General features: G+C 68.2%; 14 protein-coding genes, 1 tRNA gene and 2 CRISPR repeat arrays. Of the genes, 8 read left to right on the top strand and 7 right to left on the bottom strand.

The annotated features are described in order from the left end of the window. Window positions 1-2: 2 nt before the first annotated feature. From csb2 to ABZU32_RS06035, 8 genes are all read left to right on the top strand, one after another. On the top strand, window positions 3-1,394 hold the full coding sequence (gene csb2, locus ABZU32_RS06070; RefSeq protein WP_354917756.1) for a type I-U CRISPR-associated protein Csb2: 1,392 nt from the start codon (window positions 3-5) through the stop codon (window positions 1,392-1,394). Then, window positions 1,391-4,339 carry a type I-U CRISPR-associated helicase/endonuclease Cas3 gene (cas3u, locus tag ABZU32_RS06065; RefSeq protein ID WP_354917753.1) on the top strand — a complete coding sequence of 983 codons (2,949 nt, stop codon included), beginning with the start codon at window positions 1,391-1,393 and terminating at the stop codon, window positions 4,337-4,339. The genes csb2 and cas3u overlap by 4 nt, the downstream gene beginning before the upstream one ends. Then, entirely contained in the window at window positions 4,336-5,280 is a 945-nt protein-coding gene (locus ABZU32_RS06060; RefSeq protein WP_354917750.1) for a hypothetical protein, read from the top strand. Before cas3u ends, ABZU32_RS06060 begins: the two co-directional genes overlap by 4 nt. Window positions 5,281-5,478: 198 nt before the next feature. Then, window positions 5,479-5,881: direct repeats of the CRISPR family, unit length 17 nt; unit sequence GCCGGGCCTCATTGCGG. Window positions 5,882-5,929: 48 nt separating this feature from the next. Continuing rightward, window positions 5,930-9,404: a CRISPR direct-repeat array (repeat unit 17 nt; unit sequence GCCGGGCCTCATTGCGG). 1,522 nt (window positions 9,405-10,926) lie between these two features. Continuing rightward, window positions 10,927-11,325 carry a hypothetical protein gene (locus ABZU32_RS06055; protein WP_354917748.1) on the top strand — a complete coding sequence of 133 codons (399 nt, stop codon included), beginning with the start codon at window positions 10,927-10,929 and terminating at the stop codon, window positions 11,323-11,325. A 258-nt stretch (window positions 11,326-11,583) separates the two neighbouring features. Further along, window positions 11,584-13,356 carry a ParB N-terminal domain-containing protein gene (locus ABZU32_RS06050; protein WP_354917745.1) on the top strand — a complete coding sequence of 591 codons (1,773 nt, stop codon included), beginning with the start codon at window positions 11,584-11,586 and terminating at the stop codon, window positions 13,354-13,356. Window positions 13,357-13,561: 205 nt separating this feature from the next. After that, window positions 13,562-14,335 carry a DUF2637 domain-containing protein gene (locus ABZU32_RS06045; RefSeq protein ID WP_354917742.1) on the top strand — a complete coding sequence of 258 codons (774 nt, stop codon included), beginning with the start codon at window positions 13,562-13,564 and terminating at the stop codon, window positions 14,333-14,335. After that, on the top strand, window positions 14,307-14,663 hold the full coding sequence (locus tag ABZU32_RS06040; protein WP_354917739.1) for a helix-turn-helix domain-containing protein: 357 nt from the start codon (window positions 14,307-14,309) through the stop codon (window positions 14,661-14,663). Before ABZU32_RS06045 ends, ABZU32_RS06040 begins: the two co-directional genes overlap by 29 nt. After that, window positions 14,660-15,826, top strand: coding sequence for a tyrosine-type recombinase/integrase (locus tag ABZU32_RS06035; protein ID WP_354917736.1), 1,167 nt, complete (start codon window positions 14,660-14,662; stop codon window positions 15,824-15,826). Before ABZU32_RS06040 ends, ABZU32_RS06035 begins: the two co-directional genes overlap by 4 nt. Window positions 15,827-16,327: 501 nt before the next feature. Here ABZU32_RS06035 and ABZU32_RS06030 read toward each other — a convergent pair. From ABZU32_RS06030 to ABZU32_RS06000, 7 genes are all read right to left on the bottom strand, one after another. After that, window positions 16,328-16,402, bottom strand: a tRNA-Val gene (locus tag ABZU32_RS06030). 37 nt (window positions 16,403-16,439) lie between these two features. Continuing rightward, a complete protein-coding gene (locus ABZU32_RS06025; RefSeq protein WP_354917733.1) occupies window positions 16,440-17,513 on the bottom strand; it encodes an ROK family protein in 1,074 nt (357 codons plus the stop codon). 389 nt (window positions 17,514-17,902) lie between these two features. Beyond that, the gene (locus tag ABZU32_RS06020; RefSeq protein WP_354848499.1) at window positions 17,903-18,178 is read right to left on the bottom strand and encodes a hypothetical protein; all 276 of its coding nucleotides are present in this window, start codon (window positions 18,176-18,178) and stop codon (window positions 17,903-17,905) included. A 114-nt stretch (window positions 18,179-18,292) separates the two neighbouring features. Further along, the gene (locus ABZU32_RS06015; RefSeq protein ID WP_354848496.1) at window positions 18,293-18,751 is read right to left on the bottom strand and encodes a peroxiredoxin; all 459 of its coding nucleotides are present in this window, start codon (window positions 18,749-18,751) and stop codon (window positions 18,293-18,295) included. A gap of 287 nt (window positions 18,752-19,038) precedes the next feature. Next, complete coding sequence (locus tag ABZU32_RS06010; protein WP_354848493.1) at window positions 19,039-19,467, bottom strand: DUF3052 domain-containing protein; 429 nt, start codon at window positions 19,465-19,467, stop codon at window positions 19,039-19,041. 135 nt (window positions 19,468-19,602) lie between these two features. Then, entirely contained in the window at window positions 19,603-20,010 is a 408-nt protein-coding gene (locus tag ABZU32_RS06005) for a secondary thiamine-phosphate synthase enzyme YjbQ (RefSeq protein ID WP_354848490.1), read from the bottom strand. A 10-nt stretch (window positions 20,011-20,020) separates the two neighbouring features. Further along, window positions 20,021-20,215, bottom strand: a complete 195-nt coding sequence (locus tag ABZU32_RS06000; RefSeq protein WP_354848487.1) for a DUF1918 domain-containing protein — start codon at window positions 20,213-20,215, stop codon at window positions 20,021-20,023. Window positions 20,216-20,333: the final 118 nt, after the last annotated feature.

Here is a 20,333-nt window from a genome sequence, read left to right as displayed (position 1 = left end):
CGATGCCTGTCACGGTTCAGGTGCGGCTGCGCCACGGCCGCTACGACGCAGGCACCATCCGGCCGAGCATCGCCGAATGGCCGCCGCATCCGGCGCGGATGTTCTGCGCTCTGGTGGCCTCCGCGCAAAGCGTCGAGGACTGGGATGCTCTGCGCTGGTTGGAGCGTTCCGGTGCTCCCTACGTGTGGGCAGACGGCTGTGTCAGTGTGAGCCGCACGGACAGCTTCGTGGTGACCAACCAGACCGAGCTCGGCGGCGGCAGCCAGTTTTGGCCGGGCCGTACTAACCAGGCGCGCAGCCGCGCATCGGCCACCCCAGCGGGGGAGAATTTCGCCGTCGTCTGGCCCGAGGCCGAGGCGACTGGCGACCTTTCAACCCGGCTGGAGCGCATGGCCCGCCGCATCCCGTACGTAGGGCGCTCCACAAGTCAGGCCGAGGTGACCACGATTGCGATGCTGCCGGCGGAGCAGCCTGCGTGGTCTCGGTGGGCGCCGAGCCGTATCGGGGCGACGAACACCGTGGACCTGCGGGTGCCCTATCCGGGGTACGTGGACGCGCTGCGTGAGGTCTATGACCTGGGCGGGCGGTCCTGGGAGGTTGCCCGGGCCATCCCCTACACCCAAGTGGTCGAACAGGTCTCTCTGCCGGTGGAGCCGGTTCGGTCTCCGTGGGACGACCTGATGATTTGGGGGTTCGGCAAACCGACCGCTCGGATCGGCGGGGACCAGGTGCTGAGGCTGACGTCCACGTTGCGGAAGGCGGTGCTGAAGCGGATCGGCGCTGACATCCCTGCGCAGGTGAGCGGCCATGGGGCCGATGACCGTCCGCATGTCGCCTTCCTGGCGCTGCCGGATGTGGGGCACGAGCACGCCGACGGGCATCTACTCGGCGTCGCGTTGGCGGTCCCGCGTGATATGCCTGCTGAGGAGTGGAAGCAGCTGGTCCGTGCGTTGATCGGGGCCGACCCGCTCACCCGTCTTACGCCGCGGCCGATGCCGGAGATCTCCCTTCGCTATGGGGCCGATCCGCGCCGTCGCACCCTGCGCGTCGAGACGTGGCGGGGCCCCGCTGAGGGGGCGCGCTCGTGGGTGACGGCGACGCCGATGGTCACCGACGGCATGCTGCGTGCCCGCCGCAGTGTGGAGGACTTGGTGGCCAAGTCCTTGGCCCGAGTCGGATACCCCGAACCGGTTGATCTCGAGGTGTCGGCTGCCCCCTTGACCGGGGGTGCGGTGTGGCGGCCTCGCCAGGAGACGCTGCCGGAGGGGCGGCCCAAGCGGCCGATGACGCATGTGCGGGTGAGGTTCGCGCGTCCAGTGATCGGGCCGGTCATCGCCGGGTCGCTGCGCTATATGGGATTGGGGCTGTTCGCCCCGGAGCGGGAGCAGCCATGACCGGCCTGCATCGGCGGGACTTCGCCGCCTTCTACGCCCACGTCCACGCCACCCCGGGCAGCGACCCCCGAGAACCGTTCCCCTGGCAAGAAGACCTACTCGATCACGTCCTCGCTGGTGAATGGCCCGAGCTCATCGATGTCCCCACCGGCCTGGGCAAGACCTCGGTGCTTGACATCGCCATCTTCGCGGCAGCCCTTAACCGGGACAGCGTGCCCAGGCGGTGCTTCTTCGTGGTCGATCGGCGTCTCATCGTGGACGAGGCCTACCGGCATGCATCCCGCATCCGGGACGTCCTGGCCGACGCGAGCGCCGACAGCGTCGCGGGCAAGGTCGCCGCAGCTCTGCTGGTGGAGCACGACGAGGAACCGCTGGAGGTCACCCGGATGCGGGGCGGGGTCACCTGGTCATGGCGATGGCTGGAACGACCGGACCGGCAGGCCATCGTGGTCGGCACCGTCGACCAGATCGGCAGCAGGTTCCTCTTCCGGGGCTACGGCGTGGGCGATCAGCTACGGCCGATCGACGCCGCCCTGGTCGGCACCGACAGCCTGATCATCGTGGACGAAGCCCATCTGTCCCGCCCCTTCCTCACCACCCTGTCGGACGCTATGGCCCAGGACACCACCCCACCAGAGGTCAAGCCCGTGGTCGTAACCATGACGGCCAGTCCCACCGCGCAGGGCCCCCGCGTTCATCGCATCAGTAACGCCGACCAGGACCACCCGGTCGCGGGCAAGCGGCTACGCGCCAGCAAGACCGCCCACCTGGTCGAGGTGACCGGGGTCACCAAGAAGAACAACGACCAGCAGGTCGTAGCCGCGCTCGCCCAGTGGGCCGACCACCTGTCGCACACCAACCCAGTAATCGGCGTCATCAGCAACACCGTGGCACGCGCCCGGGCCGTTTTCGAGCACTTGCACGGCACCTACCCTGGCCGCTGCATGCTGCTCACCGGCCGCATCCGACCGGTAGACCGGGACTACCTGCTGCTGGAGTGGTACGACCGGATAAAGGCCGACCGCCCGTGCGATCCGGAAGAGCCCGTCTTCGTGGTCGCCACGCAGACCGTCGAAGTAGGTGCCAATATAGATTTCACCGCGTTGGTTACGGAGTCGGCGTCACTGCCGCCGCTCATTCAGCGGTTCGGCCGCCTCAACCGCCTGGGCTCGGCTCCGGCCGCGCCGGCGGTCATCGTGCACTCTGCGCTGGACAGCGAGGGCGTGTACGGCGAGGCGCGCCAGGCCACCTGGCAATGGCTGAGCACACTGCAAACCCCCGCCGCCTTCCGCCCGGGAACACATCCCCCCTCGCTGCCGGAAGAGGGACTCGATGTCTCCCCAGCGGCACTGCGTCGCCTGACTGCGGCCGTGTTCGAGCAGGACCGGAAAACCTGGAAGCAGCTGCAGGGGACCGAGCCGTACACCCCGTACCTATCACCGGCACATTTGAACGCGTGGACGCGCACCTCCCCCATTCCGAGCCCGAACGACCCATCTCCTGCGCCGTTCCTGCACGGTCTGCAGCGGGAGGTCCCGAACGTGTCCCTCGCGTGGCGGGAACTGGCCGGGGATGAGCAGGCGTGGCGCCACGCCCTTGAGGTCCTACCGCTGATGGCCGAGGAGAGCATCGAGGTGCCACTGCTAGCCGTACGACAGTGGCTGTCCGGCCAGCAGATCACCACACGCTTCGCCGACGTGGAAGGCGAACCCTCCCCGGACGAACCCCCACGAACCGCTGCCTCACCAGGGGAAGGGGCGCCGCGGCCGGTCGCCCGCTACAGTTCCCGGGAATCCATCGAGGTCATCGGCGGGGATGCGATCAGGCCCGGAGACCGGATCGTCGTCCCCGCCTCCTACGGGGGCTGCGACGCATTCGGGTGGAACCCCACCTACCGGCACGCCGTACGCGACATCGGTGACCTGTGCGGCGGCAACGGCAAGCGGCGGGCCTCGGTACGGCTTGGACCAACGCTGACCACGGCCATCACCGCCCATGACCCGTCGCTCGCCAGCGCCCTGAAAGAGCTGGTCCAAAGCGTCGAGCGGGACCGTCAAGCCGAGCAACTGAATGCCGGCGCCTACTGCCGCCAGATCGAGCAAATCCTGCGCACCCGGCCGGACATCATCGAAGTGCTCGGCACCGGCCTCGACCACGACGGTGATGATGTGCCGCCCCACCTTGCCGTCCTTCGCCGTCTTGCCCTGGCCAAGAAGCCGAAGGTCGACGAGCACCTGGCCTCGGGCACCGTCGTGTTGACCAGTGACATCACCAGCTACGGCGAGGATGACAGCGCCCAAAGCTCCTCCACTGCACGCACGCCGATGCGACTGGACGACCACCAACGGACAGTGCAGAAACGAGCCGAGGAGTTCGCGCGTAACCTTCGGCTACCCGCCCCCCTGGTGCAAGCCGTCGGCCTTGCCGCGCTCTGGCACGACGAGGGCAAACGCGATGAACGCTTCCAAGCCATGCTGCACGGGGGCGACCGGTGGGCTGCCGCAGCAGCCGAGGCCGAAGACCCCCCGCGAATCCTGGCCAAGTCCGGAATGAACCCGCTCGATCGCCAACTGTTCAGAGCCGCTCAGCAACGTGCCGGCTATCCCGCCGGTATGCGCCACGAGGCCCTGTCCGCCCAGATCGCCAACGCCCTCCTCGACAACACCACGGCCATCAACCGGGATCTTGTCGTGCACCTGATCGCCGCCCACCACGGCTACAACCGGCCGCTGCTGAAACCCGTCACTGACCCCGCACCCGTCACCAGCATCCAGCGGCACGGGCAGAAGATCGAGGTGGACAGTGCCCGCTCCATCGACTGGTCTGCCCCCCAGCGACTCACCACATTGACCAGCCGGTACGGCAGGTGGGGACTTGCCCGGTTGGAAGCCATCGTCCGCCTGGCCGACATCTGGTGCTCAGCCCGCGAGGAGGCCGATGCATGAACACTGTTGAACTCCCCGCACTGGACGGCCGCGAACCCCTGGGATTCCTCGCCGCCCTCGGTGTCCTGCGCGTCTTGACCGAGGAAAGCGGCATCCCGGCACGGTTATCGTTCTCCGACACCACCGCCTGCGCTCACCTGCACAGCCCTCTCCAGACAACCCGAGACATCGCCGAGGCTCTGGCCGAGGTCGTGCGCTCGATCGAGGAAACGGCCGTGCTGCCGGGCATCGGACCAGGCTTTCCCCCTGCCTCCGGGATTGGAAAAGACCCCCTGCGGTGGCCCCGGCAGGAGTACCGGCAACGAGCCGCGGACATCCGCCACACCCACCCTCTCGCGGCCGACCGCTGGCTGCCCAGCCTCACCACCGACCTGGCCATCGACGCGCAAGGCCGCGGCGCTCTGTCGCCCTTCATCGCCCCCTCCGGCCAGCAGAAAATACGCACCTTCTTCGAAATGCCCCTCAAGGCCGTACGGGACAACCCCGAGCACCTGCACGAGGCCCTCACCCGGTGGCGCCGCATCGAAGGCTTCACCGGCGAGTACCTCGACCACCGGGTCTTGCGCAGCACCGCCGACGACCCCCAAGGACGAGCCGGAAGGGAAACCGGCGTCCCCGGAGCCACATGGCTGGCCACCATGGCACTCCCGCTATTCCGCCTCACCGGAGACGGCCAGAAACTCCGCAGCACCCTGTGGCACCGAGTGGCAGACGACCACATCATGACCTGGCCCCTCTGGAAACCGGCCCTCGACACCGACGCCGTCCGCTGCCTCCTGGAACACCCCACCCTCAAACCCATCGACGACCACCCCACCACCGTCTCCCGGTCCGAATGGGCACCCCTCGGGGTCTTCAGCGTCTATGGCGCCCACCGACAACGCATCGCCGGACGCAACTTCGACGGGGTTCTCTCCCCGGTCCCCATCCACGTGCGCTAGACCTGGACCACGTCAGCGTCACCGTTCTTTGACAACAGCACAGCGTGATGTAGCCGGCCAGACGCGCTTCGGAACCACCAGTGCACACGCCTGCCCCGGAACGTTCCCAACCGCAAACGGTCTGTATCACGCCCATAACGGGCACCAGACCCTGCCGCAGCCGATTACGTTGAGCGATACCTCCAGCTCACGCCCCCCTTTCACCCGGCCGCTGAGGCCGGGCCTCATTGCGGCCCCAAGGGAACGGTCATCTCCCTTTCGGTGCGCACCTTTCACCCGGCCGCTGAGGCCGGGCCTCATTGCGGCATGCCCTGCCCGGTCTTGTTGTCGGAGGTGCACCAGCTTTCACCCGGCCGCTGAAGCCGGGCCTCATTGCGGCGGGGTGAGCTGCTGGGCGACGGTACGGACCTGCTCGGGTTTCGCCCGGCTTCCGTGGCCGGGCCTCATTGCGGTTGGGTCCCCGACGGTATCCAGATCGCCGGAGCCCGGAGTTTCACCCGGCCTCAGCGACCGGGCCTCATTGCGGCTACGGCGGCTGGTTTCGCTGGTGGACCTCAGCCGAGTCCTCTCACCTGACCGCTGAGGCCGGGCCTCATTGCGGGGACCTGAAGGCGATCAGGGCTTGCGTCAACGGCAGTTTCACCCGGCCGCCGGGCCTCATTGCGGGATCCCGCAGAACGACCTCACCGGGTGGGACGACCTGGTTTCACCCGGCCTCAGTGGCCGGGCCTCATTGCGGGGGATGCTGAGCGTCGCCCTGGTTGCCGTAAGCCAGCAGGTTTCACCCGGCCTCAGTGGCCCGGCCTCATTGCGGGGAGGAAGGAATCGCCACCGACACAGACTTGCCGGAGTTTCACCCGGCCTTAGTGGCCGGGCCTCATTGCGGCGTCTCGACGTCCTGCGAGTCGCTCTCCGGCGTGACGGCGTTTCACCCAGCCTCAGTGGCCGGGCCTCATTGCGGCTGGCGGGTGCTGGCCGAGGACAACAAGATGGTGCTGGTTTCACCCGGCCTCAGTGGCCGGCCTCATTGCGGCTGCTACCCCTCCGCGCCGGTCGACAAGAAGTCCACGCTCCTCTCACCCGGCCGCTGAGGCCGGGCCTCATTGCGGCCAGTCGTTCGGGTAGGTCACCACGAACTCGCAGCCCGTTTCACCCGGCCGCTGAGGCCGGACCGCATTGCGGGCGCAGGATCTGGGCGACGGCCCAGGTTACGGCCGACGTTTTGCCCGGCCTCCACGGCCGGGCCTCATTGCGGCGTGTTCCCGCCACACACGATCGTGTTACCGCGGATGTTTACCCGGCCTTTCGGCCGGCCTCATTGCGGCGTCATGGACTTCGCCCACGACTTCGATGGGTCCATGTTTCACCCGGCTCTAACAGCTGGGCCTCATTGCGGCTGCAGCATCATCAGCGTCCGGCGGACCGAAACGTAACGCTCTCACTCGGCCGCTGAGGCCGGACCTCATTGCGGCTCCTACAGCTCCTCGATGTCGCCGTAGAACCCGCCGCTTTCACCCGGCCTCAACGGCTGGGCCCCATTGCGGCCAGGCAGCGCTCGGGTTGTGCCTGTCGCTGTGGGCCTTCACCCGGCCTCAACGGCCGGGCCTCATTGCGGCTCCTGGAACGCGCTGTGGACCCCACCGTCCTCGTCGGTGTCACCCAGCCTTACTGGCTGGGCCTCATTGCGGCGGCCCCGTCACGGGCGCCCAACCGTGGGGTCCGGAGTTTCACCCGGCCCTACCGGCCGGGCCTCATTGCGGCGCGCTCATCCCGATCGTGCTGGCCTGGCGGTTGGCGGTCCCACCCGGCGCTCAGCGGCTGGGCCTCATTGCGGCCCCCCTCTGAGGGGTCCACAGAGCCACGGGCCGACCTCTCACCCGGCCGCTGAGGCCGGGCCTCATTGCGGCTTCGCCGACCAGGTCATCAACGGTGACAGCGCCGTCTAGTTTCACCCGGTGCTACCGGCCATCCGGCCTCAGTGGCCGAACCTCATTGTGGCCGGCAGCTCCGCGCGATCCTGGCCGATCTGGGTGAGCTTTCACCCGGCCTCAACAACCGGGCCTCATTGCGGCGAGCTAGATGCCGAGGTCACCTCGCCACGCGATCTGGTTCCACCCAGCTGTACCGGCCGGGCCTCATCGCGGCACCGTCGACCCCACACCCGCGACGCCAGCCCGGCGGTTTCACCCGGCCTCAGCAGCCGGGCCTCGTTGCGGCGACCAGAACTGGTTGGTACCGACGGCGGGCGGACGTTTCACCCGGCTCTACCAGCCGGGCCTCATTGCGGCGACAACTACCGGCCGGCCTGGACTCGCCAGCTCGCCGGTTTCATCCGGTCTCAGCGGCCGGGCCTCATTGCGGCTTCCGCTCCCAGGCTTCGCAGCACTGGCGGCCCGCGGGTTTCACCCGGCCTCAGCGGCCGGGCCTCATTGCGGGGACTGGTGCCTCACCCGGTCCGACACCAGCGGCTTCACCGTTTCACCCGGCCGCAGTGGCCGGGCCTCATTGCGGGAAGGACGTGACGATCGGCTCGGTGCGGCTGACCCGTTTCACCCGACCTCAGTGGCCGGTTTCACCCAGCCTCAGCGGCCGGGCCTCATTGCGGCGGCGCAGACCTGCCGGTCCAGGACGGGACGTTCACCGGTTTCACCCAGCCTCAGCGGCCGGGCCTCATTGCGGCCTCCCGGTGACCGACGAGCAGTTCGAGGACGAGCCGCGGTTTCACCTGGCCTCAGTGGCCGGGCCTTATTGCGGCTCGGTCGCGCCACTGATCGCCTGCCACGCGGGCAGGGTTTCACCCGGCCTCAGCGACCGGGCCTCATTGCGGCTACGGCGGCTGGTTTCGCTGGTGGACCTCAGCCGAGTCCTCTCACCTGACCGCTGAGGCCGGGCCTCATTGCGGCGACGACGTGATCACCCCCGGCTCGACCAGGGACGCCGTTTTACCTGGCCTCGGCGGCCGGGCCCCATTGCGGCACGGCGCGGGCGATGTCGAGCACGAGCCCGTCGACTCTCACCCGGCCGCTGAGGCCGGGCCTCATTGCGGGCGGAAGTAAACACGCTCCAGGCCGTTGGCGTTGGTCTTTCACCCGGCCCTACTGGCCGGGCCTCATTGCGGCCCCTGGCCGCCGGCGCTGTCGCTGATGCCGGGCGCGCTTTCACCCGGCCGCTGAGGCCGGGCCTCATTACGGCCATCCGCCGGCTCGAGCGTGCCCTGCCTCGTGGCAGCCTTTCACCCGGCCGCTGAGGCTGGGCCTCATTGCTGGATCGGGATCCTTCAGTTGGTGTCGTCGATCAGGCCGCCTTCACCCCGCCTCAACGGCTGGGCCTCATTGCGGGTTGATCGCCTGGAACCAGCCGTAACGGACCAGCGACCTTCACCCGGCCTCAACGGCTGGGCCTCATTGCGGCTACGACGGCGCCGCCTGGAAGTCATGGTCCGACGCTCTCACCCGGCCGCTGAGGCCTGGCCTCATTGCGGCCACCTGCCGGAGACGGCAGTGGACGCGCTGATGCCTCTCACCCGGCCACTGAGGCGGGCCTCATTGCGGCTGGGACGACGGCCAGGGCGGCGAAGGATCATTGGCCCTCTCACCCGGCCGGTGAGGCCGGGCCTCATTACGGAGGTGTGGGCGTCTCCAACATACCGATCCAATGGGCGTGTTTCACCCGGCCTCCATGGCCGGGCCTCATTGCGGCCAGCTCGGCGCTCACGCTGCGCGTCATTGGCTGAAGCTTGTACCTGGCCGCTGAGGCCGGGCCTCATTGCGGCCTCCTGCGCACTCGCCCCCGACCACTCTCACCCGGCCGCTGAGGCCGGGCCTCATTGCGGCGCTGCGGTGTTGCGGCTGACGCCGTAGCTGTCGGCTTTCACCCGGCCGCTGAGGCCGGGCCTCATTGCGGCAACGACCTCGACAAGAACGCGGCCCTCGACGGCCTCCTCTCACCCGGCCGCTGAGGCTGGGCCTCATTGCGGCGGCGTGCCCTGGTCCATTAATACGATCTGGAGCGCCTCTCTCACCCGGCCCCAGCGGCCGGGCCTCATTGCGGCCTGAAGGGCTACCGCGTCTTCCGCGGCACCACCGACGTCTCACCCGGCTATACCAGTTGGGCCTCATTGCGGCTTCGACTGGGACGGCACCGACACTATCGGTCGGATGTTTCACCCCGGCCCCACTGGCCGGCCCCATTGCGGTGACACACCTTACGCGGTTCGGCAGCATAACGACCTCGTTTCACCCGGCCTCAGCGGCCGGGCCTCATTGCGGCTTGGCCACGCGCTCGTCGATGAGCTCGCCGTCGCGGGCACCAGGCCTCAGTGGCCAGGCCTCATTGCGGCCGGATGCTGGAGCCGCACGAGATCGGCGCTGCCATGGTTTCACCCGGCCTCAGTGGCCAGGCCCCATTGCGGTGTCGCCTATGCCCAGGCGAACCTGCCGAAGGTCCAGTTTCACCCGGCCTCAGTGGCCGGGCCTCATTGCGGCATCGCGGCGATGAACGAGCAGCACCAGGGCGTCGAGTTTCACCCCGCCTCAGTGGCCGGGCCTCATTGCGGCCTCGAGGACGGACGAACCATCGACCTCATCTCGATCGTTTCACCCGGCCTCAGTAGCCGGGCCTCATTGCGGCTTCGGGTCGTCCCCCAGGGCCGCCTCAAAGGCGTCGCGTTTCACCCGACCTCAGTGGCCGGGCCTCATTGCGGCATCGTCAACACCCTCGGCCCCAAGCTGCTCTGGTTCCAGTTGCACCCGGCCTCAGTAGCCGGCCTCATTGCGGCCAGATGTACGCCCTCATGGACCCCGTGCTGGCCTGGGTTTCACCCGGCCTCAGACGCCAGGCCTCATTGCGGCATCTCGCCCTTGGACTCGATGAGCATCTTGCCCCGCGATTTCACCCCGCCTCAGTGGCCGGGCCTCATTGCGGCCCCTTCATGTGGCCGTTCTGGCTCGCCGCTGGCTGCGGTTCCACCCGCCGTGCAGACGGGCCCCATTGCGGCGCCTAGATCACCAGCGCTAGGACGAACCTCCTCGTCACACGCTTCGCATCTCGCCTGGTCCGTCGTCGATATTAACGCTGAGGCTGATCGTCATGCGCATGAGACCGATTCGCTCGCCATGGTCAACGACCTACCGTTGACCATGAGATATACGTGAGTATAAAGTGCAAGCAGGTAAGCGATGTCGGTATACGTGCGGAGTCATACGTCGGGCAGACGGTGGTCCGGTGCCCTGTCAAGGATGTCCTGATGGAGCAGTCGGCGCATGGCTTCGGTCTGGGGCGAAGCCCCTCCGGACGAGAGATCTGTTATCAGCATGAATGCATCCCCCATCGACCGTTCGACGTTTCACTCTCGTGGCCGCCAGCAGGGGGTCACGTACAAGATCTGGATCTGCGGCTGGATCAGCCGTCATGAGGGTCGGCGCGGACCAGTGCACCGGGTGTGCTGGTCCGTGGCCGGCCATCGGCGGGTCCGCCTGTTTCACTCCCTCGCGGCGGCGCGAGAGCTGCGGAACCAGCTCCAAGCCGCGGTGATGACCGGGCAGCCCTTCGACATCAGTAGCGGGTTGCCGTTGGCACTGGCTCCAGAAGGGTGCGCCGGTCGTCCGGTGCATCGATCTCGGCAACGGCGCAAAGGAGGAGGGGCGCATGACTGACCTGCCCTTCGAGGCCATCCGAGAGGAGTTGGTCGAGCGCAGCGACGGTGAGGCGCTGCTGGCCGACGGGCTGGAGGACGCGCTGATCGGCATGGCGGAGGGCTGGTTTGGCAACTCTCATCGGGTCGTCGCCCTGTACGACCTGTCCCTGTGTGTCCGGGTCCTGATGAGTTGGGGCATGGATCAGGAGGAGGCCGAGGAGTACATCGCCTACAACGTCACCGGCGCCTACGTCGGTCCCTCGACTCCCGTCTTCGCCGTGATTCATCGGCAGCCGCTGATCGTCTCGCACGATGACCGGAACCTCAGCGCGAAGCAGGGGAACCCGCCGCCATCGGACTTCCCCGGCGATGTGACTTCCGATCCCGCCAGCCAGAGCATGCGCCGGTGAGCCCGGGTCCCCTGCCCGGCTTGTGAGGCTGCGACGCCCTTGCCGTGCCCGCAACCGGCTCTCGCTGCGCTCGTCCCGGCTCGGTCAGAGATCTTCTCCTCCTTCGTCGGACAACATCTTGGCCGTGCCGGGACCGCCGGGTTGCGTTCCCGGCCGCGTGCGTCGCCCTGATGGCGGGCCGGGCAGGGACCGGACCTCGTGTCCCCCAGCCGCCGCGATCGGCTGGTCGGCCCGGCTCGAAGAGTCTGTGGAGGACGCATGAACGAAGTGGCCGTCAGTCCCGACATCGCGGATGTCCCGGTCGCCGACGTCGATATCCCGGCCGCACCCACCTCTGAGGGCGAGGGCCCGCGAGGTGGGGAAACCATCTATACCGAACGGCCGATGATCCCGGTCGAACTGCTGGTGGCCCATCCGGGCAACGTTCGCCAGGATCGGCAGGCCAGCGAAGAGTTCTGCCGGTCGGTCGCCGCAGCGGGGATCATCACCCCGCTGGAGATCACCGTCGAGCCCGACGGCGGGTACCGGGTAGTGGACGGCAACGTCCGCCTGGACGCCGCGCTGAAGGTCGGCCTGCCGGCCGTGCCGTACTTCTTCTCCACCGACACCGCCGACGACGAGGGCCTGCAGTACCTGCACATGCTCATCACCAGCAGGTTCCGCACCAGCCTGTCGGTGCACGAGGAGGCGCAAGCGCTGTTCTCGGCGGCGCAGGCCGGGATGACCCAGACCCAGATCCGCAGGGTGACCGGCCTTTCCTCCCGCGAGGTCAAGGCCGGCGTACGGGCCGGCGGTCTGGGCGGCGCGGCCAAGCAGCTCGCCGCGGGGATGGACTACGAGTGGACGCTGGAGGAACTCGCGCTGCTCAAGCCGTTCGAGGACGACCCCGAAGCGCTGGAGGCCATCCACCGCAGGTGGTACGGCCCGCTCAAGTACACCGTGCAACGCCTGCTGGACGAACGGGAGGCCAAGGTCCGCCGCGCCAAGGTGATCGCGGAGCTGGAGCAGTCCGGGATCACGATCACAGCCGACCTGCCCGACGGCGCCATGCCGCTGCGCCGGCTCATGAACGGCGACCAGGAGATGGACGCCGACGCGCACGCCACCTGTCCGGGCCGGGGCGCATGGCTTGCCCCATGGACTGGAGCCTCCCCCAATCACTACTGCCTGGACCCTGTCGCCTACGGCCACGTGTTCGTCGAGACCGGCACCACCAGCCCGCCGCCCCCGGCGGAACCCTCGCCAACCGCGCAGGCGGTGAAGCCGGCCGTCGAGCGCAGAGTCGTGGTCGAGGGAAACAAGGCGTGGGCCGCCGCCGCCACAGTGCGCCAGCAGTGGTTGCGCGAGTTCCTGTCACACAAGACCCCACCCAAGAACGTCGCGGCCACCATCGCCCGCTTCGTGACCGAGCAGCTGATCACCATGCCGGAACCGTTGTGCCGCGGCCTGGCCGGAGCCCGCCATACGCAGCTATTCGAGACCTTCGGCAGCCCTACTTCCCTGAACGTCGCCAAGAGCAGCCAGCAGGGCCTGTGGATGATCGCCCTGGCCCCGATCGCGACCGCCTACGAGCGTGAGATCGCCGGAGACGGCGAACGGCGCAACACCTGGCGCGAGGAGAAGTACTCCCCCTGCACCCGAACCGACGCCGGTGCCTGGCTGCGATTCATCACCGAGATCGGCGCCTCACACGGCTACGAGCCCAGCCCGATCGAGAAGGCCGTCGCCGACGGCGTGCCCTACCGCGGCGACAACCCCGCCGAAGATCTCTCCGACGAGACCACCACCGAGGAAACCAGATCCGAGGTGGTGTCCACCGCACCGGAATCCCACGACGAGCACGACGACCCGTCTCTCGACATGTCCGAACCGGCACCCGGTGCAGCCGACGTCAACGCCCGCTCCTCGGACCGGTCGTCGGCGCCGGACACCGCTGCCGAACTGGACGCTGCCACGGATTCGCACATCGCGATGGCCGAGGTCCGGTCCGACGAGGCCGACACCGATGACCTGCAGGCGAAAGTCGCATAACTCCGCACGGCTTGCCGGCAAAGGGCGGCAGCACCACACCCCGGGTCGTCCTCTGCCGCTCGGCTCTCCCCGTAACCCGCCTCCGGGCCGTCCTCCGGCCCAGAGGCCCTCGGAACCATTCCCCGTCCCGATCCCGAACACGCCGTCAACCGCTTTCGGCCCGCCGGGAGCTTCTCCCCCTGTCCCGAACCCATGGAGCGCCTGCTTGACCAACGACCCCGCACAGCCCACAGAAGCCGTCCCCATCGCAGAACCGGTGCTCCCACGCCGCGGCATCGCCACCGAGAGCACCGGAGACCGCCTGATCCGGTGGGGAGCGGCGTTCTCGGTTCTCGTGGTAACCGGTATCGCGGCTGTGATCAGCTACGGACACGCCTACCGGCTCGTCACCCGTTACGGGGAGATCGGCGCCACCGCTCAGGCCCTGCCGCTCACCATCGACGGGCTGGTGGCCACCTGCTCACTGGTGATCCTGCACTACACCCGCAAGAGACGCCGCGCCCCCTGGCACGCCTGGGGCCTGCTGGTCATCGGCGTGTGCGCCACCGTCGGCGCCAACGTCGCCAACGGTCTCGGACATGGCATCGTCGGTGCCATCGTCGCCGGCTGGCCGGCCCTGGTCGCGGTCGGCTCTTTCGAGCTACTGATCCGCCTCCTACGTGACGGCCGCCCCACCTCCACGCAGCGGACGACCGACCATGTGCCCGCCTCCCGAACAACGGAACAACCTGCTCCTACACACCCACCCGACGACGCCGCTCCAGCCGCCCCGCCACCGATCCTCGATCCGGACGTCCGCGCGGCGATCACGCTCTACACCGACGAGCTCAGCGACGGCGAGATCCCTTCCATCCGCCGTATCAAACGCGACCTGCGGATCGGCCATCCCAAGGCGACACGGATCCACGCCGCCCTGGCCCAGCCCACCAGCATCACCACGCAAAACGGGCATGCCACTCAACATGCGACATATATATGAGTATATTTATCGACAATTCATCCACCTCAGCACGCCGGAGGCAGCCAGCTTGACCGACCACCGCATCCATCGCACCGCCACAATCACAACCCCCCTTCCACCCCCGCCACGCAGCCATCGCCCGACGAGTGGTCTGACACTGGACACCCCGCGGCTGTATCGCGTCTCCGATGCCATGCGGATGCTCAGCCTGAGCCGCAGCGTGATCTACGAACTGATCAGGGCCGGGCGCCTCCGCTCAGTCACCCAGGGCCGCACCCGGCTCATCCCCTCCTCGGCCATCACCGACTACATCGCGCTCCTGGAAGAAGAGGCGCAGAACTCATGACCACGCGACGCAGCCGAGGAGACGGCGGCCTGCGCTGGGACGAGGCACGGCAACGCTGGATCGCGACCATGACCCTCGGCTACACCGCCGCCGGGAAACGCATCGTGAAGAAGGCCACCGGCAAGACCAAGACCGAAGCCAAGAACAAGCTGAAGGAGATCATCAGGGACCATGAGGACGGCCAGCCCACCCTTCCACCGAACTACACCGTGAAAGACGCGGTGACTTACTGGCTGGAGAACGGCCTCCACGGACGAGACACATCGACGATCAAGATGTACCAGATCTACGCCCGCAACCATGTGATCCCTCACCTGGGCGCCCGCAAGCTCCGCGAGCTGTCCGTGGAAGACGTCGACCGATGGTTGCAGGGCAAGGCCGGCGAACTTTCCACCCGATCGCTCAAGCTGATCCACAACATCCTCAATCGCTCGGTGAACAACGCCATGCGCCGCGACAAGGTCAAGCGCAACGTCGTGGAACTGTGCGAGATACCCGAAGGACGAGCAGGCCGGCCCTCCAAGGCCCTGATCCTCACCCAGGCCGAAGCCGTCCTGAAAGCGGCCGACGCCGCGCCGCCACGCATCCGTGCCTACATCGTGGTCTCCCTGCTGTCCGGAGCGCGCACCGAAGAAGTACGGGCGATCGCCTGGAGTCACGTCGTCACCTACGACCAGCAGGCCCAGGCGTGGCTGCCGGTCGGCGAGGCCGGCTGGGACCACACCGACTTCGCCATCTACGTCTGGCGCTCGGTACGCAAGAAGGGCGACACCAAGACACCAAGATCCCGCCGCAGCCTCGCCTTGCCCAAACGCTGCGTGGAGGCACTGAAGACCCTGCACCAAGCCCAAGACGGCACCCGCGAACTGATCTTCTCGACCAGCAGCGGCTCCCCCGTCTCTGCCCACAACATGCGGCGCGACTTCCGGAAGGTGCTCGACGATGCCGGACTCAACGGGAAGGACTGGGCACCCAGAGAGCTACGGCACAGCTTCGTGTCCCTGCTGTCGGACCATGACATCCCCATCGAGGACATCTCCCGGCTGGTCGGACACTCCAACACCGTCGTCACCGAGACCGTCTACCGCCACCAGATCAGCCCCGTCATCCAGGAGGGCGCACGGGCGATGGACGGGATCTTCCCGATGCCCGAAAACCCGTAGCCTCTCAGCCTGTCTTCCACGCCCCGTTCCTGAGATCAGGAACGGGGCGTTGTCGCAAGTAGCCCTTCGATGGAAGGCAGCCATCCTCGCCTGGTGAGGAGCCCGCGTCCCGCGGCACGGCCATGAGCTGCGGGCGAGCACAACTCGGGTAGGGCACCCGACCGTCTCACCGCATGGCTAATGGCACGCTAATGGCACGCTGACCACGACGCGGGCCTGACTGACCCCGATCATGTGAATGGCATGTCCGGCGACAGCACCCGGAGCCCACCTGACACGCTCATCCGCGTCGACGGACCCGTCCCGGAACCCGGCCGGAGACCTTCTGCTGACCGCACTGCGCCAACGCCGTCATCGAGAGTGTCTGGGCACACCAGTCCAGCCCGGTCATCCAGGAGGACACGGCGGCCAGGGTCGGCATCTTCCCGATGCCCGAAATCCTTAGTCACCCAGTTAGTCACCCACGCCCCGTTTCCTGAATCAGAGACGGGGTGTTTTGGCTGGTGGGCGCTACTGGGTTCGAACCAGTGACCCCTCGCTTGTAAGGCGAGTGCTCTACCGCTGAGCTAAGCGCCCGGGTGCCCTTGGTCGTGAAGGGCGGGTGGGCTACACCTTACGGTACGGAAGGGGACCTGAGCACATTGAGCGCCCAGGTGGATCCTGCGTCGGGGACGCCGGCCGCCTGCCAGCCGAGGAGGGCGGCGCCGAGCATCCCGGTGTTGACGCCCAGTGCCGCGTGGCGCAGCGGAGGAGCGGGGCGGAAGGCCAGCCTGGACTGCAGGCGCTCGCCCAGCGGGTCGAAGAGCGCCGCGCCCGCCTCGGCCAGTCCCCCGCCGATGACGATCGAGGAGGGGTCCAGGAGCAGGGTGTAGGAGGCCAGGGCGATGGAAAGCGCCTCCAGGGCCTCGTCCCAGACGGCGGAGGCGTGGGGGTCGCCACGCATGGCAAGCGCCACGACGTCCTCGGCGGCCGGACCGGCTCCGGTGGGCGGCGGCGTCGAAGGACGCACGGAGGCCGCGCGGCTGAGGCGTTCGGAGTAGCGGCGGGCCACCGAGGCGGCGGAGGCGTAGGTCTCCAGGCAGCCGATCTGGCCGCAGGCGCAGCGCTCGCCGTCGGGGAATACGGGGATGTGGCCGATCTCGCCTCCCCACCCTCCGGACCCGCCGTACGGCTCGCCGTGCACGATGGACGCGCCGGCGATACCAGTGCCGATCGGAAGGAACAGGAAGTCCGGCTCCGATCGGCCGGCGCCCAGGATTCGCTCCGCCAGACCTGCGGTGCGGACGTCGTGTCCGAGCCGGATGGGGACGTCGAGTGAGGTGAAGTCGGTGGCCGGCACGTCTCTCCAGCCGATGTTGGCCGAGTAGAGGGCGGTGTCGGTGTTGACCAGCCCGGGCACGGCGAGCCCGATCCCGGACGGCGCACCATGGATGGACGGCGCGCCATAGGGGGACGGCGTTCCGGCGGGGTGCGGGTGGGAGGGATCGGTGGAGGTGAGGAGGGCTCGGCCCGATTCGGCGAGATGGTCGATGAAGGCGCGGATGGCCTCGATGACGCGCAGGGGGCCTTCGTCGCGGGGGGTGGGGCGGCGGTCGGTGAGCAGTACCTCGCCGCCGGAGGTGACGAGCCCGCCTTTCATGGAGGTGCCGCCGACATCGAGGGCGACGACGTAGGCCTTGGGACTCATGCCGCCGCTCCCACGCCGACGCTCCGGTGGACGGGCTGGTGGCTGGACTCGAGCACCGGGTTCTTCCCCACTTCCGCGGCCGGGCGGGCCGCCGGACGGCCCAGAGAAATGCGCATTCACGCGCAGTTTTGCCCAAATGGGTGCATGAGTCAAAACCACGGGAGGTGGTGCGGCGGTTGGTCCGCCCGTACCGTCACCGGTCCACCCGTAAGGCAAACCGGTCCGCCCGTATCATGGCCGGTCCACCCGTACGGCGACGGGTTTGCCTATGCCGTGACTGGTCCGCCCGTACCGTGGCTGATCCGTCCGTACCGTGACCGATTCCTCTGTACTGCAGCCGATCCGTACGTGCTGCGACTGGTGTGTCCGTAGCGCGTGCGCCGGCGGGGTCAGGGGGAGGGGCGGCGGCCGAGGACTCGGTTGAGGGCTGCTTCCACCTCTTCGGACAGGCCGGGGGCGCCGGCGCGCACCAGGGACGGGCGGTCGTCCGGATCGGCGTCCTCGCCGTCGGCGAGCCGTACGGCGCCGCAGGAGCGGCACTCGACCTCGCCGAGCCTGCAGATCAGCTTGGTGGAGCCGCAGGACCCGCAGCGGTCGAGGTCGAGATCGAGGTCGTGCTCGCGCTGGCAGGACGGGCAGATGAGCACCTGCCGTTCACGCCGCACGCCGCGGCGCCAAGGGCTCGCGCCCCGGACCGGGTCCGTCTGCCGGACGCCGCACCGATAGCAGGGCATCGTCGCCACCGCCTCCGTCTTCGCCGGGCCGCCGCCCGGCGCGGTTCATGAGAATTCGTCGAGCACCTTGCGGTACCCGGAGATGTCGCGCGCCGAGGGCACCGGGTTGACTTCCTTCCACCGGACCACGCCCTCGCCGTCGATGAGGAAGGTGCCGCGAAGGGCGCGCCCCCCCTGCTCATCGAAGACACCGTACGCCTGCGCAACCTCGCCGTGCGGCCAGAAGTCCGACAGCATCGGGAAGGTGAAGCCCTCCTTGTCGGCCCACGCCCGCTGGCTGAACAGGGAGTCGACCGACACGGTCAGCACCCGTACATCATCGGGCACGGAGGTCACGAGTTCGTCGCGGATCGCGCACAGCTCGCCGTGGCAGATGCCGCTGAAGGCCAGCGGGTAGAACACGAGCAGCACCCGGTGACCGCGAAGGTCGCCCAGCCGTACCGGGGTGCCGTGCTGGTCCTTCAGCTCGAAGTCCGGCGCCTTGTCTCCCACGTCGACCGCCATGCCGGTCCTTTCCCCACCGAAAACGCCTAGGAGGTGCATAGAAGATGAACGCGCGTCGAGCACGGCGAGCGCATCGGGCCTGCCGTACGGCCGGTGTGCGCCGTACGGCAGGGGAAAGCGGAGTCGCTGAGCTGCGGCGGCGTCGTGACGGACCCGACGGGACCGGTCGCGTGGGAACGGCCGGCCGCTCCGGACACCCCCCGGTGATCGGAGCCCGGCACCCGGCCACTACGACGACGTCCCGGACGTCATGGAGACGGCCGGAGACCCTGGCGACGGCCGGTGGGCTATCGGCGGCCCTTGGGAGTGACCAGTCGCGTGCCCGACCAGTCGCGGGCCGCGCTCACGCTGCTGGTCTGCGAAAGACCCGCCGTGGCGGCGTCCTCCCCGATGTCGCTCGGCTCGACGTGACCGTCTCGTCCGACCTTCGGGGTCAGCAGCCAGATCTGGCCGCCGTCGGCCAGCCCGGCCATCGCATCACTCAAAGCGTCGAACAGGTCGCCGTCCCCGTCGCGCCACCACAGCAGCACGACGTCGATGACCTCTTCGGAGTCTTCGTCGACCAGTTCGTTGCCGGTCAGCTCCTCGATCGACTGGCGAAGCTCCTCATCGGAGTCCTCGTCCCAGCCGATCTCCTGCACCACCTGACCCGGCTTCAGACCGAGTCGCTCGGCCAGGCCGCGCTCGCCCTGCGCCTGACCCGCGGTCGCGCTCACGTTTATCCCTCCTGCTTGAATGGCCCCGCGTTACGCGGTTTACCCGGCCCCTGTGAGGCCGCTTCGGCACAGTCCACACGCTGTGACCCATCGTCGTCAACGGTCGCCACGACCGGTGACCCGCACCGTTATCTGCTAGTCCGACAAAAACGACAAACGTACACGCCGTTCCGGGTTGTCGACGTTGAGGTCGACGATGGCGATCGACTGCCATGTTCCCAGCTCCAGCCGCCCGCCCAGGACCGGGACGGTCGCGTACGGCGGGATGAGCGCCGGCATCACGTGTGACCTGCCATGACCGCGCGAGCCGTGGGCGTGGCGCCATCGGTCGTCGGCCGGAAGCAGATCGTCCAGCAGGTTCAGCAGATCGTCGTCGCTGCCGGAGCCGAGCTCCAGCACCGCCACCCCCGCCGTCGCGTGCGGGACGAAGACGTTCAGCAGACCGTCTCCCCCGCACGAGCGCGCGAACTCCTCGCACTGCCGGGTGATGTCGTGCACCCGTTCCTTGTTCCCGGTCCTCACCTCGAACGTCTGAGATCTCACCTGACGGATCTTATGATCCCCGCTGAACTGGGACGACAACCGCATCCGGCCCGGGAAACACCAACCCGGTGTGTCCGTCGTCGAAACGCACGACGTACGGCGGGCATCCGTCCGGCCCTCGCACCTCGATGATCAAGCCCGGCCTGTCCCTCTCTCCCACAGCGTTCCCGTGGACGAGGAGCCGGTCCCCAATGGTCGCGTACACGAAGATCCCTCCTTCCTCACGGCCGCTTCCAGACTCATACGGCTCGTTCCCGGCGAAAAGAGGGAGAGACCCTCCCCCGGCGGAGGGAGGGGAAATAAAGACCGAAACGTTACTCTGC

The sequence above is a fragment of the Sphaerisporangium sp. NPDC005288 genome (assembly GCF_040607475.1).
Lineage (GTDB): Bacteria > Actinomycetota > Actinomycetes > Streptosporangiales > Streptosporangiaceae > Sphaerisporangium > Sphaerisporangium rhizosphaerae.
The sequence above is the reverse complement of the archived record's forward strand: the minus strand, read 5'-3'. Positions and strand labels throughout refer to the sequence as shown.

Excerpts from the sequence above, each read along its gene's own strand:
- ABZU32_RS06055 (WP_354917748.1), top strand. The coding sequence starts at position 10,927 with ATGACTGACCTGCCCTTCGAGGCCATCCGAGAGGAGTTGGTCGAGCGC.
- ABZU32_RS06060 (WP_354917750.1), top strand. The coding sequence starts at position 4,336 with ATGAACACTGTTGAACTCCCCGCACTGGACGGCCGCGAACCCCTGGGA.
- ABZU32_RS06035 (WP_354917736.1), top strand. The coding sequence starts at position 14,660 with ATGACCACGCGACGCAGCCGAGGAGACGGCGGCCTGCGCTGGGACGAG.
- ABZU32_RS06040 (WP_354917739.1), top strand. The coding sequence starts at position 14,307 with ATGCCACTCAACATGCGACATATATATGAGTATATTTATCGACAATTC.
- ABZU32_RS06050 (WP_354917745.1), top strand. The coding sequence starts at position 11,584 with ATGAACGAAGTGGCCGTCAGTCCCGACATCGCGGATGTCCCGGTCGCC.
- cas3u (WP_354917753.1), top strand. The coding sequence starts at position 1,391 with ATGACCGGCCTGCATCGGCGGGACTTCGCCGCCTTCTACGCCCACGTC.
- csb2 (WP_354917756.1), top strand. The coding sequence starts at position 3 with ATGCCTGTCACGGTTCAGGTGCGGCTGCGCCACGGCCGCTACGACGCA.
- ABZU32_RS06025 (WP_354917733.1), bottom strand. The coding sequence starts at position 17,513 with ATGAGTCCCAAGGCCTACGTCGTCGCCCTCGATGTCGGCGGCACCTCC.
- ABZU32_RS06015 (WP_354848496.1), bottom strand. The coding sequence starts at position 18,751 with ATGGCGGTCGACGTGGGAGACAAGGCGCCGGACTTCGAGCTGAAGGAC.